The organism is Enterobacter sp. PL_is379, assembly GCF_055817355.1.
The window spans coordinates 207,372-220,782 of sequence record NZ_JBVPGT010000028.1 but is presented as its reverse complement, the minus strand read 5'-3'; the positions used below and the strand labels follow the sequence as shown (position 1 = coordinate 220,782).

Here is a 13,411-nt window from a genome sequence, read left to right as displayed (position 1 = left end):
AAGCAATCCTCTGTCTTATAAATAAAAAAGGCGACCGAAGTCGCCTTTTTGGATCAAGCACTCATCTCAACTTATTTGGAGATGTGAGCGATCAGGTCCAGTACTTTGTTAGAGTAGCCAGTTTCGTTGTCGTACCAGGATACCAGTTTAACGAAGTTGTCGTTCAGTGCGATACCCGCTTTAGCATCGAACACGGAAGTGCACACTTCGCCGTTGAAATCGGTAGATACAACGTCGTCTTCGGTGTAGCCCAGAACGCCTTTCATTGCGCCTTCGGAAGCAGCTTTGATTGCTTTCTTAATTTCTTCATAAGAAGCAGCTTTTTCCAGACGAACGGTCAGGTCAACAACGGATACGTTAGGAGTTGGAACGCGGAACGCCATACCAGTCAGTTTGCCATTCAGTTCTGGCAGTACTTTACCTACAGCTTTAGCAGCACCGGTAGAGGATGGGATGATGTTCTGAGCCGCGCCACGGCCGCCGCGCCAGTCTTTGTGAGACGGGCCATCAACGGTTTTCTGAGTAGCGGTGGTTGCGTGAACGGTAGTCATCAGACCTTCGATGATGCCGAAGTTGTCGTTGATAACTTTAGCCAGCGGTGCCAGGCAGTTGGTGGTGCAGGATGCGTTAGACACGATATCCTGGCCAGCGTAAGTTTCGAAGTTTGCACCACGAACGAACATTGGGGTGTTGTCTTTTGAAGGACCAGTCAGAACAACTTTCTTCGCACCCGCAGTGATGTGTTTACGTGCAGTTTCGTCGGTCAGGAAGATACCGGTTGCTTCAGCAACAACGTCAACACCGATTTCGTTCCATTTCAGGTTAGCTGGGTCTTTTTCAGCAGTAACGCGGATGGTTTTGCCATTAACAACCAGGTGGCCGTCTTTCACTTCAACGGTGCCGTCGAAACGACCGTGAGTTGAGTCGTACTTCAGCATGTACGCCATGTATTCAGCGTCCAGGAGATCGTTGATACCAACGATTTCGATGTCAGAACGTTTCTGAGCAGCACGGAAAACAATACGGCCGATACGGCCAAAACCGTTGATACCTACTTTGATAGTCATATATTCCACCAGCTATTTGTTAGTGAATAAAAGGTTGCCTGTAAAATTACAAAAACCTTACGCAGCGTCAAGCGGAATCGTGTCAATCATTGCGACAAATCAATCCTGTGACTAACGTTTGTGCGACTGACTCGCCTCACTTTCCCTTTGAGCTTGCACCCATATGGGGGCTGCGCCGGGATTTTAAAGGCCTCGCAGGATAAAAATGTGAGCATGATCACAATTGCCTGACCGCCTTTTCGCGACACATAAGTTTAGATCAAAAGTGCACGCAAGGGTGTTAATGTTTTGTTAGAATCCGGGTTAAAAGATGTCTGTTTCTACAGCGAGATGTAAGCATATGTCGAACCAACGTAACCCTGAAGATTTGAAAAAAAACCTCACAGAAATGCAGTTTTACGTGACGCAGAATCACGGGACGGAACCGCCGTTCACCGGGCGTTTACTGCACAACAAGCGGGACGGCGTCTACCACTGCCTGGTCTGTGATGCGCCGCTGTTTAATTCACAAACGAAATTTGATTCTGGCTGCGGCTGGCCGAGCTTTTACGAGCCGGTGAGCGATGAGGCCATCCGCTACCTGACCGACTCGTCACACGGCATGGTGCGCACGGAAATTCGCTGCGGCAACTGCGATGCGCACCTTGGGCACGTCTTCCCGGATGGCCCTCAGCCCACGGGCGAGCGTTTCTGCGTGAATTCAGCCTCAATGAGCTTCACCGATGATGAGAATGGCGACCAGATTAAGGGTTGAAAAAACGATTCAGCAAATTATTCCTTCGAAAGGGCAGGATTGTGAATATTGAAGACATGATTAGCGGGATGACGCCGGAGATTTATCAGCGTCTGGTGACCGCCGTAGAGCTGGGAAAATGGCCCGATGGCGTCGCGCTGACCCCGGAGCAAAAAGAGAACAGCCTGCAGCTGGTGATGCTGTGGCAGGCGCGCAATAACACCGACGCGCAGCATATGACGATCGACACCCAGGGCCAGATGGTAATGAAGAGCAAGCGCGAGCTGAAAGAAGACTTCGGCATCACGCCGAAGCCGATTGCGACGATGAAAATGCAATAACGGTGCGGGTTGATGCCCTCACCCAACCCTCTCCCACGGGGAGAGGGCTTGATTGTCTTACTACTTATGCGTATGCGGGATCCCGAGCGACGCCGCCAGCTGTTTCGCTAACTGATTGTTGTTATCAGCCCCGTACTCCCAGAACATCGCTCCGGCGAGCCCTTTCTCTTTGATGTAGTCCGCTTTGATCGCAACGGAACGTGGGTTCTCATAGGAAATCGCAAACAGCGCGTTGCCATCGGCACCCTTCACCGACAGCCACGGCACTTTTGCCTGGTCGTCCCAGTGCTCGGTAAAGCGCTTCTGCGGATCGTTCAACAGCTTCTTCACGATATCGTTGTACTTCACGTAGGTATCTTTGGTCAGGTCATAGCCGAGTGACTTGAACAACCCGATCTCCTGCGGTCCGAAGTAGGGCTGGGTAACCGGATTTTTTTGCGCATCCGGTTTGGTCCAGTCGATCCCCGGCTCTACGGCGCGTTTCGGCACGCGGTCATAGAAACCAATCCCGAGATTCATCTGCTGCGGCTTCAGTCCGGCGGCCAGATAGTTGTTCACCACAAAGTCCACGCTGTATTTGTCCGCGGCGGCCACCGTCGGCCAGGTGCTGGAGTCATACAGGTTGGCGTTAAAATACTGCGTACCGTACGCCATGTCGTAGGTCATCAGGTTGATGTAGTCGAGCAGGGGGGCGATAGCTTTGACATCCACCCAGCTTTTCGGACTTTCCGCATTCGCGCCTACCGCAATGGTGACCAGCTTTTTATGCCCGAACGCGTCGCGCATCTCCTTCAGCAGGGCGGTAAAATTATCCCGGTCGGCAGGCTGGCTTGCCACCAGCCCCCAGGCGCCGTTGACCGGATACTCCCAGTCGAGATCGATCCCGTCCAGACCATATTTGTCGACAATCTCCTGCGCGGAGCGGATGAACACCGCGCGACTCTCTTGGGTTGCCGCTGCGCCAGAGAAGCCGCGCGCGCCCCAGCCGCCGACGGAAAGCAGCACTTTGAGGTTCGGGTTTTGCTTACGCAGAGTGGGGATTAAGGCCAGATCGGACGCCACTTTTGGCGATAGCCAGATTTGATGCAGCTTAGCCGGATCTTTCAGCGCGGCGTTGGTTTCGTCTTTTTCGTCGTTATAGACCAGACCAAACGAGTAGTTCAGATGGGTGATCTGGCGAACGTCCAGTTTATTGATATCGCCACCCGGTCCGGCGGTGACATCGCCACCCCCGTTAAAGTAGCCCACGGACATCATGGAACTGGCGGAGGCAACTGACGCGCAAAGCAAGGGTAATGCTGCCAGCAAGGGCAAACGTTTCATACAAGTTCCTCTTTGACTTAATAAAATTAACCACGCCACGGAAAAGGCGTGGCGAAAAAACAGCCTAAAGAGAATAGCATTGCCGCTTCGCTGAGGATGCGAGGGAGTTCACTTTATGGGGATCGGAGAGGGGGGATTGCCGGGTGGCGCTGACGCTTACCCGGCCTACAAAATCAAAGAAGTAGGCCGGGTAAGGCGCAGCCGCCACCCGGCTTAAAAGGCCTAAGCCTGCGTCTCCAGCCAGTCTTCGAGCGTATACAGCGTCGCGCCTTCCGCAGCCATATCCATAAACGCCTGAGCGCTGTCCTGCGGGTGAATGTTCACCCCGCGGCAGCCGTCGGTGATGACGCTGACGGTATAACCTAACTGGAGCGCATCGAGCACGGTGAACTTCACGCAGTAGTCCGTTGCCAGTCCCAGCACGATCAGCTCCGTGATTTCGTGATGACGTAACCACGCGTCCAGCGCCGTTTTCTGGCGATGCCCGTTATCAAAAAACGCGCTATAGCTGTCGATAGCCGGGTTTTCGCCTTTATGGAACACCGCGTCGATGGCTTTCTGATTCAGGAGCGGATGCAGTGCTGCGCCTTCCGTCTGCTGTACGCAGTGATCCGGCCAGAAGGTTTGCGCCAGCCCGTCGAGCTCTCCCTGAGTGAAAGGTTCGACGTTATGCTGGCTGGCAAAGCTGCCGTGGTTTGCCGGGTGCCAGTCCTGGCTTGCGACAACCGCTTCGCCGCGGGCTTTGCACCAGTCAATCAGCGTGTTGGCCACGTCAACGGTGCTGTCACCTTCGGCGACGGCCAGCGCACCGCCCGCGCAGAAATCATTTTGCAAATCGACCAGTAGCAGGGCGCGTTGCTTCATGAGCACTCCTTATTCGTCCGGGGTCAGCTCGCCGCGCAGGTTTTGCATCATCGCGCTGCGAATGGACTGAATGTCCAGATCCTGACTCAGTAAATAGTGAAGTTTAGTCAGCGTTGCCTCAACGGTCATATCGAAGCCGCTGATGACCCCCGCATGCGCCAGCGCGTTGCCGGTGGCATAGCCGCCCATATTCACTTTACCGGACATGCACTGGGTCAGGTTCACCACCACAATTCCGCGCTCGCTGGCTTCCTGGAGCTCTTTCAGGAATTCACCGTTCTGCGGCGCATTGCCCACGCCGTAGGAGCGCAGGATCAGCGCCTTCACCGGCTGGCGCAGGAAGTTACGCACCACGTCCGCAGAGATACCCGGATAGATGGTGACCACGCCAATCGGTTGCGGAGTAATCGGATGCACAATCAGCTCGCCGGCGGTGTTCGGCGCCGGAGGGGTTCCCAGACGACGGATATGAATACCGGCCTCCAGCAGCGGCTGCAGGTTAGGGGAGGCAAAGGCGTCAAAGCCGTCTGCGTGGGCTTTGGTGGTGCGGTTGCCGCGATACAGACGGTTGTTAAAGAACAGCGACACTTCGTTGATCGGGTAATTCGCCGCCACGTACAGGGAGTTCAGCAGGTTGATCTGCCCGTCCGAGCGCAGCTCCGCCAGCGGGATTTGCGACCCGGTGACGATAACCGGCTTGCTCAGGTTCTCCAGCATGAAGGAGAGCGCCGAGGCGGTAAACGCCATGGTGTCGGTACCGTGCAGGATCACGAAGCCGTCGTACTGGTCGTAATGGGCTTTAATGTCATCCGCGATGTGCTGCCAGTCTTCCGGCGTCATGTCGGAGGAGTCCATCAGCGGCTCGTATTCGTGGATAGTAAAGTCAGGCATTTCCGGACGGTGGAATTCAGGCATCAGCGCAAGCTGACGCTGAAGGTGGCCGGAGACGGGGATATAGCCGTTTTCGGAGCGCTGCATACCGATGGTACCGCCAGTGTAGGCTACATAAATCGATTTCTTCTGCATGGTAGTGAGTTCTTGTTCTTCAAAAGAAAAAAATCCCCTCTTCGCGGGAAGAGGGGACGGTTTTTAACGGACGTTAGCGCAAGTCAGGCAAAACGCGTAACGACTCTGTGGATCGTTAAAGGCCGCAAGCTTATCGCTTTCTGCCTTCATCGCTTTTGCCGCCGTGGCGACTGGCGCAGGCAGGTAAGCCTGCAGCGCCTCCGGCAGCATGGCGCGTACCGAGCCGGACATGCTGTCCATGACCATATCGAAGAACGACGGTTCGTCCTGGTAATACTCGATATGCCACTGCTTCAGCTTCGCCAGTTCGGCGGCTTTCTTCACCGCGTCATCGAAGTCACCCAGGCTGTCCACCAGTCCGTTGCTCTTCGCATCCTGACCGGTCCAGACGTGGCCCTGCGCAATCTGGTCGATCTGCTCAGGCGTTTTTTTACGCGAGTCTGCGACCAGGGTGATAAAGCGTTTATAGCCGTTCTCAATGCTGAGCTGCATCATCTCAGAGACTTCCGGCGGCAGAGATTTGGTCACCGACACATCCGCCAGCGGAGAGGTCGCTACGCCATCGGTATGCACGCCCAGGGAATCCAGGCTGTTCTCTACGGTGTTGATCACCCCGAAGATACCAATCGAACCGGTCAGCGTGCTTGGGTTAGCCACGATGTAGTTGGCTGGCGTTGAGATCCAGTAACCTCCGGAGGCGGCCATTCCGCCCATTGAGACGACGACTGGCTTACCGGCGGCGCGCGCCGCAGCCAGTTCAGCGCGGATCACCTCGGAGGCGCTCACGCTGCCGCCAGGGCTGTTGACCCGCAGGACAATCGCCTTCACTTTCGGATCCAGGCGCGCATCGCGGATTTGTGACGCGGTCGTATCGCCGCCCACGTTCCCCGGGGTCTCCTGACCGTCCATGATCGCACCGTTGGCAAAGACCACCGCGACGCTGTCACCGCTGTCATCCGGCTTTTTCGTCGAGTAATCATACATGCTGATGGCGCTGTAGTTTTTATCCTCTTTGCTCCAGCCAAACTGCTTGCTCAGGGATTTTTCAATCTCGGCGCTGGTGCCCAGGGCATCAACCAGTTTGTTATCCAGCGCATATTTCGCGGTATCGCCGTTAACCTTACGCAGGCCTTCCAGCACGCCCTGCGCGCCAGGGAACGCCTGCTCAGGCGTAATCTGACGGTTCGCGGCAACGGTGCCCAGATAGTTCTGCCACAGCTCACCAATCCAGCGGCTGTCCGCTTCGCGGGCGGCAGGGGACATATCGTCGCGGATAAACGGCTCCACGGCAGATTTGTACGTACCGACGCGGAAGACGTGGGTGGTGACCTTCAGCTTATCGAGCAGCGATTTGTAGTACAGGCCGTTGGTGGCAAAGCCGTGCAGATCCACCGTACCCTGCGGGGAGAGCCAGATCTTATTGGCGAAGCTCGCCAGATAATATTGCCCCTGGCTGTAGCTGTCGCCCACGGCAATTACCGGCTTGCCGCTGTCGCGGAATTCGCGCAGCGCTTTACCGATGTACTGCATTGAAGGCTGATCGCCTCCGGCAAAATCTTTCAGATCCAGCACGATCCCGGTGATGTTACGGTCGTTTTTGGCCTGGCGGATGGTATCGACGATATCAAACAGGGAGTTTTCCTGCAGACGATCTGAGGTTGCGCCAAACAGCTGGCGACCAATCACGCTCAGGCGACTGCTGGTGGACGGCTTATCAACGATAACGCCGGTGATATCGAGTAATAGCGCGCCGCGCGTTGAATGCTGCGCCTGATTAGCGTTACTGATATGCATCCAGATGCCCGCGCAAACCAGAACCAGGAAGATGAAGAAGATGTTCATCACCAGGTTGCGGACGAAGTTGAGCAGTCTCCACGTCCATTTAAAGAAACCGGCAATGATTCGCCAAAGGGTTCGCATGTATTCTCCCTAACCAGAAAATGACTGTTTCCGTCGCCACTGGACGGTAATGTTGGGTTATCGTAATGACCCAACCGCCACTTGTCAGCAGGAATCGCCTGCCAGGCTGTAACAAAATCTGCCGCCGTGTTAATTTTGTGAGTAAATTTCAAGAAAGGAGTTAACCAATGGACGCACTCGAACTGCTTGTTAACCGCCGTAGCGCTTCCCGTCTGGCCGAACCTGCCCCGGCAGGCGAGCAGCTGGAGAACATTCTGCGTGCCGGCATGCGTGCCCCCGATCATGGCACACTGCAGCCATGGCACTTCTTTGTAATTGAAGGCGAAGGCCGCGATCGTTTCAGTCAACTGCTGGAGCAGGGGGCGGTGGCCGCCGGGCAGGATGAGAAAGGGATCGACAAGGCGCGCAATGCTCCGTTCCGCGCGCCGATGATCGTCACCGTCGTGGCAAAATGCCAGGCCGACCATAAGGTGCCGGTTTGGGAGCAGGAAATGTCCGCAGGCTGTGCGGTGATGGCGATGCAAATGGCCGCTGTCGCACAAGGCTTCAACGGTATCTGGCGCACCGGCCCGCTGACCGAAAGCCCGGTGGTCCGGGACGGTTTTGGCTGCGGTGAGCATGACAAAATTGTCGGCTTCCTCTACCTCGGTACCCCGCAGCTTAAAGCCTCCAGCACCATCAGCGTGCCGGACACCACGCCTTTCGTCAGCCGTTTCTGATAACGCACGCTAAACTGTCTGGATTCTGAGCATCTGCCGCAGAATTCAGACAGTCATACTTACCTCTTTATGGAATGAGCGCTACCATAGCGCGATTGAGATGACAGGAGACGTCCATGAGCGAGCAAACCATTCGTTTAACGCAGTACAGCCACGGAGCCGGTTGCGGTTGTAAAATTTCCCCGAAAGTGCTGGAGACCATCCTGCACAGTGAACAGGCGAAGTTTGTCGACCCGAACCTGCTTGTCGGCAACGAAACGCGTGACGATGCTGCAGTTTATGACTTAGGTAACGGCACCAGTATTATCAGCACCACCGACTTCTTTATGCCGATTGTCGACAACCCGTTCGACTTCGGTCGCATTGCGGCCACCAACGCCATCAGCGATATCTTCGCCATGGGGGGGAAGCCGATCATGGCGATTGCCATTCTGGGCTGGCCGATCAACACCATCCCGCCGGAAGTGGCTCGTGAAGTGATTGATGGCGGCCGTTTTGCCTGCCAGCAGGCGGGAATTGCGCTGGCCGGCGGTCACTCTATTGATGCACCTGAACCGATCTTCGGCCTGGCCGTCACCGGCGTGGTGCCGACCGAACGCGTGAAGCGCAACAGCACCGCGCAGGCGGGCTGCAAGCTGTTCCTCACCAAGCCGCTGGGCATTGGCGTGCTGACCACCGCCGAGAAAAAGTCCCTGCTGAAGCCCGAGCACAAAGGTCTGGCTACGGAAGTGATGTGCCAGATGAACCTCGCCGGTGCGGCATTCGCCAATATCGACGGCGTGAAGGCGATGACCGACGTCACCGGTTTTGGTCTGCTGGGACACCTCTCTGAGGTCTGTCAGGGCGCGGGCGTGCAGGCGCAGATCTGGTATCAGGACGTGCCGAAGCTGCCGGGCGTGGAGGATTATATTGCTCAGGGCGCGGTCCCGGGCGGTACCCAGCGCAACTTCGCCAGCTACGGTCACCTGATGGGCGAAATGCCTGAGGAGTGGCGCAACCTGCTGTGCGATCCGCAAACCTCCGGCGGCCTGCTGCTGGCGGTGACGCCGGAGTCAGAAGCTGACGTTCAGGCGACCGCCGCCGAGTTCGGCATCACCCTGACGGCGATCGGCGAGCTGGTGACCGCGCGCGGTGGCCGACCGATGATTGAGATCCGTTAATTCGATGCGGTTGTTTATTGCCGAAAAGCCGAGCCTGGCCCGTGCCATCGCCGACGTGCTGCCTAAGCCGCATCGCAAAGGCGACGGCTTTATCGAATGCGGTAACGGGCAGGTGGTTACCTGGTGTATCGGTCACCTGCTTGAGCAGGCACAGCCGGATGTCTATGACAGCCGCTACGCCCGCTGGAATTTAAACGATCTGCCCATCGTGCCGGAAAAATGGCGCCTGCAGCCCCGGCCTTCGGTCACCAAACAGCTGAACGTGATCAAGCGCTTCCTGCATGAAGCGGCTGAAATCGTGCACGCGGGTGACCCGGACAGGGAAGGGCAGCTGCTGGTGGATGAGGTGCTGGACTATCTGGAGCTGGCGCCGGAAAAGCGCCAGCAGGTGCAGCGCTGCCTGATCAACGACCTTAACCCGCAGGCGGTGGAGCGAGCCATTTCGCGCCTGCGCGCCAACAGCGAGTTTATTCCGCTGTGCGTCTCGGCTTTAGCCCGCGCCCGCGCCGACTGGCTGTACGGCATCAACATGACCCGCGCCTACACCATTCTTGGGCGTAATGCGGGCTATCAGGGCGTACTTTCAGTGGGGCGTGTGCAGACGCCGGTGCTGGGGCTGGTCGTGCGTCGTGACGAAGAGATTGAGAACTTCGTCGCCAAAGATTTTTTTGAAGTGAAAGCGCATATCGTCACGCCTAAAGACGAACGCTTTACCGCCGTCTGGCAGCCGAGCGATGCCTGCGAATCCTATCAGGATGAAGAGGGGCGCCTGCTCCATCGTCCGCTGGCCGATCATGTGGTTAACCGCATTACCGGGCAGCCCGCTATCGTCACCAGCTATAACGATAAACGGGAATCAGAACCCGCGCCGCTGCCGTTCTCGCTGTCGGCCCTGCAGATTGAGGCCGCGAAGCGCTTTGGCCTCAGCGCGCAGAACGTGCTGGATATCTGCCAGAAGCTCTATGAAACCCATAAGCTCATCACCTATCCGCGTTCGGATAGCCGTTATCTGCCGGAAGAGCACTTTGCCGGACGCCATTCGGTGATGAACGCCATTAGCGTGCACGCGCCGGATCTCCTGCCGCAGCCGGTGGTGAACCCGGACACCCATAACCGCTGCTGGGACGATAAAAAGGTGGACGCCCACCACGCGATTATCCCGACGGCGCGTGCCAGCAGCGTCAACCTGACCGACAACGAAGCGAAGGTCTATAACCTGATCGCCCGTCAGTACCTGATGCAGTTCTGCCCGGACGCGGTGTTCCGCAAATGCGTAATCGAACTGGAAATCGCGAAAGGGAAATTTATTGCTAAAGCCCGTTTCCTTGCAGAAGCAGGCTGGCGCACGCTGCTGGGGAACAAAGAGCGTGACGAGGAGAACGACGGCACGCCGCTGCCGGTGGTTGCTAAAGATGACGAACTGCTGTGCGAGAAGGGCGAAGTGGTTGAGCGTCAGACCCAGCCGCCGCGCCATTTCACCGATGCGACGCTGCTGTCGGCGATGACCGGGATCGCCCGCTTTGTGCAGGATAAAGATCTGAAGAAGATCCTGCGCGCCACCGACGGTCTGGGTACGGAAGCAACCCGCGCGGGGATCATCGAGCTGCTCTTTAAGCGCGGTTTTCTTGAGAAAAAGGGGCGCTATATCCATTCGACCGAGCCGGGCCGCGCGCTGATTCATTCCCTGCCGGAGCTGGCCGCCAGGCCGGACATGACCGCGCACTGGGAATCGGTGCTGACGCAGATCAGCGAGAAGCAGTGCCGCTATCAGGACTTTATGCAGCCGCTGGTGGGGACGCTTTACCAGCTGATCGATCAGGCGCGCAGCACGCCGGTGAAGCGCTTCAGAGGGATGGTTGCACCAGGCGCGGGTGCGAAGAAACCGTTTAAAAAGAAGAAAAGCGCGGCCTGATACGCCCGGTTTTCTCCCTCTCCCTGTGGGAGAGGGCCGGGGTGAGGGCACCCGGCCGCACGATATAAACCTTAAATCACACCCTGCCCGATCATGGCATCTGCCACCTTCACGAATCCGGCGATATTCGCCCCGCGTACGTAGTTGGTTTGCGATGCCTCGCCGCCGTACTCCACGCAGGCGTGGTGAATATCCAGCATGATATGGTGCAGGCGCGCATCCACTTTTTCTGCCTTCCAGCCGAGACGCGCGGCGTTTTGTGCCATCTCGAGGCCGGAGGTTGCCACGCCACCGGCGTTAGCGGCCTTGCCCGGTGCAAACAGCACGCCTGCCTCAAGGAACAGGTTCGTGGCGTCGATGGTGGTCGGCATGTTCGCCCCTTCGGCCACCGCTTTTACGCCGTTGCTAATCAACGTGCGCGCGGCTTCAACGTCCAGCTCGTTCTGCGTGGCGCACGGCAGGGCGATATCCACCGGCACGCCCCACGGCTGTTTTCCTTCCAGGTATGTCAGGCCAAACTCCCGGGCGTAATCCGCCACGCGTCCATCGCGGCTGGCTTTGATTTCACACAGGCGCGCCAGCTTCTCTGCCGTGAAGCCCGCTTCATCCACCACCGTGCCGCTGGAGTCAGAGGCGGTTACCACGCGAGCGCCAAACTGCATCGCTTTCTCAATCGCGTACTGCGCCACGTTACCGGAGCCGGACACCCCGACGCGCATGCCTTCAAAGCCTAAACCGTGGCGCTTGAGCATGGCCTCGGTGAAGTAAACCAGGCCGTATCCGGTCGCTTCCGGGCGGATCAGGCTCCCGCCAAACGACAGCCCTTTTCCGGTAAAGACGCAGGCGCTGTTGTTGGAGAGCTTTTTCATCATCCCGGCCATAAAGCCCACTTCACGTCCGCCGACGCCGATATCACCGGCAGGCACGTCGGTATCCGGGCCGAGGTGACGGTAGAGTTCGGTCATCAGCGCCTGGCAGAAGCGCATCACTTCGCCTTCGCTTTTGCCTTTCGGATCGAAATCGCTTCCGCCTTTCCCGCCGCCCATCGGCAGCGTGGTGAGGGCGTTTTTAAAGGTCTGCTCGAAGCCGAGGAACTTCAGAATTGACAGGTTTACGGACGGGTGGAAGCGCATGCCACCCTTAAACGGGCCAATGGCCGAGTTAAACTGCACGCGCCACGCGCGATTGACCTTCACCTGATTGCGATCGTCCACCCACGTCACGCGGAACTGGATCACGCGCTCTGGCTCGACAAGGCGTTCAAGCAGAGACATCTGGCGATAGCGCGGGTTTTGTTCAAGGAAGGGCCACAGGGTGGTCATCACTTCACGCACGGCCTGCGCGAACTCGCTCTGGTGCGGGTCGCGCTGCTGAACATGGGCAAGGAAACTTTCCAGAGAGCGTGTCTGATCCATAGATATAAGAACCTCTTATCGTATTTTATGTGTATTACTTATGCGATTTGTGTTGTTTTTTTGACTATACCACCCGTACTGCTTTGTGTGGCAAGCAGAAATGTAGGGCGAAAGGGAAATTAATGAGAGCGCAGGCGTCATAATCAAAAGCGATGAAGAGATAAATTAAAGGTTCCGCTCTGGTTTACCGTTATAGTCATTATCAAGGAACAACAGGAAGATGTGTCTATGAACCGTTATCTACTCACCGCGTTATGTCTGATCTTCACTGCTGGCGCGCAGGCTGACCGCATTCGTCCGGATGTGGAAGTGAATGTGCCGCCGGAAGTGTTTAGCTCCAGCGGCCAGAATCAAACGGTGCAGCCCTGTAATCAGTGCTGCATCTATCAGAATCAGAACTACTCGGAAGGGGCCGTGGTGAAAGCGGAGGGCGTGCTGCTGCAGTGCCAGCGCGACGAGCGCGTTATTGGCACGAACCCGCTGGTCTGGCGTCGCGTAAAACAATAAACGCTTCCAGCAGGGGAATATCCGCGGGGGCTAAGGCGTAGCCGAACGCCTCTTCCGGCGTACACCACGCCAGCGCGCTGTGATAGTGCGCCGTGAGCTCGCCGCTAAACGCAGGAACGTGCCAGGCGTGCAGGTTGATTAACCGCTGCGAGACTTCGCGCTGGTGGCTTGCAACATATTGCGCAGGCAGCGCTTCAATACCCAACTCTTCACGCAGCTCGCGGATAAGCGCCTCGGGCTGGGTTTCACCCGCCTCGACTTTGCCGCCTGCAAATTCCCACATGCCCGGCTGGTCGGCGTGGGCAGGGCGCTGCGCCAGTAAAATTTTGTCGTCTTTTTCGATGATGGCGGCAACGACATCGAGTGTTTTCAGCATGGTCGTCAATAATTGATAGCGAAAAAAGACATATTATCGTGCCCTTTC

The 13,411-nt window shown here is 57.0% G+C and carries 13 protein-coding genes; 6 read left to right on the top strand and 7 right to left on the bottom strand.

The genetic code is table 11. The annotated features are described in order from the left end of the window. Window positions 1-71: 71 nt before the first annotated feature. On the bottom strand, window positions 72-1,067 hold the full coding sequence (gapA, locus tag AC0TOY_RS11880) for a glyceraldehyde-3-phosphate dehydrogenase (protein WP_014831506.1): 996 nt from the start codon (window positions 1,065-1,067) through the stop codon (window positions 72-74). 340 nt (window positions 1,068-1,407) lie between these two features. Between gapA and msrB the strand changes: the two genes are divergently transcribed. Both msrB and AC0TOY_RS11870 read left to right on the top strand, forming a co-directional pair. Then, window positions 1,408-1,821 carry a peptide-methionine (R)-S-oxide reductase MsrB gene (gene msrB / locus AC0TOY_RS11875; protein WP_048990774.1) on the top strand — a complete coding sequence of 138 codons (414 nt, stop codon included), beginning with the start codon at window positions 1,408-1,410 and terminating at the stop codon, window positions 1,819-1,821. A 41-nt stretch (window positions 1,822-1,862) separates the two neighbouring features. Beyond that, on the top strand, window positions 1,863-2,141 hold the full coding sequence (locus AC0TOY_RS11870; protein WP_148769063.1) for a YeaC family protein: 279 nt from the start codon (window positions 1,863-1,865) through the stop codon (window positions 2,139-2,141). A 60-nt stretch (window positions 2,142-2,201) separates the two neighbouring features. On the opposite strand, the gene chiD is transcribed toward AC0TOY_RS11870, so the two are convergent. The 4 genes from chiD to sppA form a co-directional block, all read right to left on the bottom strand. Further along, window positions 2,202-3,464: a chitinase ChiD gene (chiD, locus tag AC0TOY_RS11865; protein WP_473721876.1), complete on the bottom strand. Its 1,263-nt coding sequence runs from the start codon at window positions 3,462-3,464 to the stop codon at window positions 2,202-2,204. A gap of 222 nt (window positions 3,465-3,686) precedes the next feature. Then, entirely contained in the window at window positions 3,687-4,328 is a 642-nt protein-coding gene (pncA, locus tag AC0TOY_RS11860; RefSeq protein WP_023327146.1) for a bifunctional nicotinamidase/pyrazinamidase, read from the bottom strand. A 9-nt stretch (window positions 4,329-4,337) separates the two neighbouring features. Then, window positions 4,338-5,354, bottom strand: a complete 1,017-nt coding sequence (gene ansA, locus AC0TOY_RS11855) for an asparaginase (protein WP_008500705.1) — start codon at window positions 5,352-5,354, stop codon at window positions 4,338-4,340. A gap of 63 nt (window positions 5,355-5,417) precedes the next feature. Further along, window positions 5,418-7,274 (bottom strand): signal peptide peptidase SppA, encoded by a 1,857-nt coding sequence (gene sppA, locus AC0TOY_RS11850; protein WP_473721875.1) that lies wholly within the window; start codon window positions 7,272-7,274, stop codon window positions 5,418-5,420. A 167-nt stretch (window positions 7,275-7,441) separates the two neighbouring features. On the opposite strand from sppA, the gene AC0TOY_RS11845 reads away from it, so the two are divergent. The 3 genes from AC0TOY_RS11845 (at window position 7,442) to AC0TOY_RS11835 (ending at window position 11,065) form a co-directional block, all read left to right on the top strand. Next, window positions 7,442-7,993, top strand: coding sequence for an NAD(P)H nitroreductase (locus tag AC0TOY_RS11845; RefSeq protein ID WP_157188971.1), 552 nt, complete (start codon window positions 7,442-7,444; stop codon window positions 7,991-7,993). Between the two features lie 116 nt (window positions 7,994-8,109). Next, entirely contained in the window at window positions 8,110-9,153 is a 1,044-nt protein-coding gene (gene selD / locus AC0TOY_RS11840) for a selenide, water dikinase SelD (protein WP_370883854.1), read from the top strand. 4 nt (window positions 9,154-9,157) lie between these two features. Beyond that, window positions 9,158-11,065, top strand: a complete 1,908-nt coding sequence (locus AC0TOY_RS11835; RefSeq protein ID WP_024908566.1) for a DNA topoisomerase III — start codon at window positions 9,158-9,160, stop codon at window positions 11,063-11,065. Window positions 11,066-11,136: 71 nt separating this feature from the next. Here AC0TOY_RS11835 and gdhA read toward each other — a convergent pair whose 3' ends face one another. Beyond that, on the bottom strand, window positions 11,137-12,480 hold the full coding sequence (gdhA, locus tag AC0TOY_RS11830) for an NADP-specific glutamate dehydrogenase (RefSeq protein ID WP_148769058.1): 1,344 nt from the start codon (window positions 12,478-12,480) through the stop codon (window positions 11,137-11,139). 228 nt (window positions 12,481-12,708) lie between these two features. Between gdhA and AC0TOY_RS11825 the strand changes: the two genes are divergently transcribed. Next, window positions 12,709-12,987 (top strand): DUF1496 domain-containing protein, encoded by a 279-nt coding sequence (locus tag AC0TOY_RS11825; protein WP_473721874.1) that lies wholly within the window; start codon window positions 12,709-12,711, stop codon window positions 12,985-12,987. Here the strand turns inward: AC0TOY_RS11825 and AC0TOY_RS11820 are convergent. Beyond that, window positions 12,944-13,363, bottom strand: a complete 420-nt coding sequence (locus tag AC0TOY_RS11820; protein WP_473721873.1) for a pyrimidine (deoxy)nucleoside triphosphate diphosphatase — start codon at window positions 13,361-13,363, stop codon at window positions 12,944-12,946. The two genes, AC0TOY_RS11825 and AC0TOY_RS11820, sit on opposite strands and share 44 nt — an antisense overlap. Window positions 13,364-13,411 lie beyond the last annotated feature (48 nt).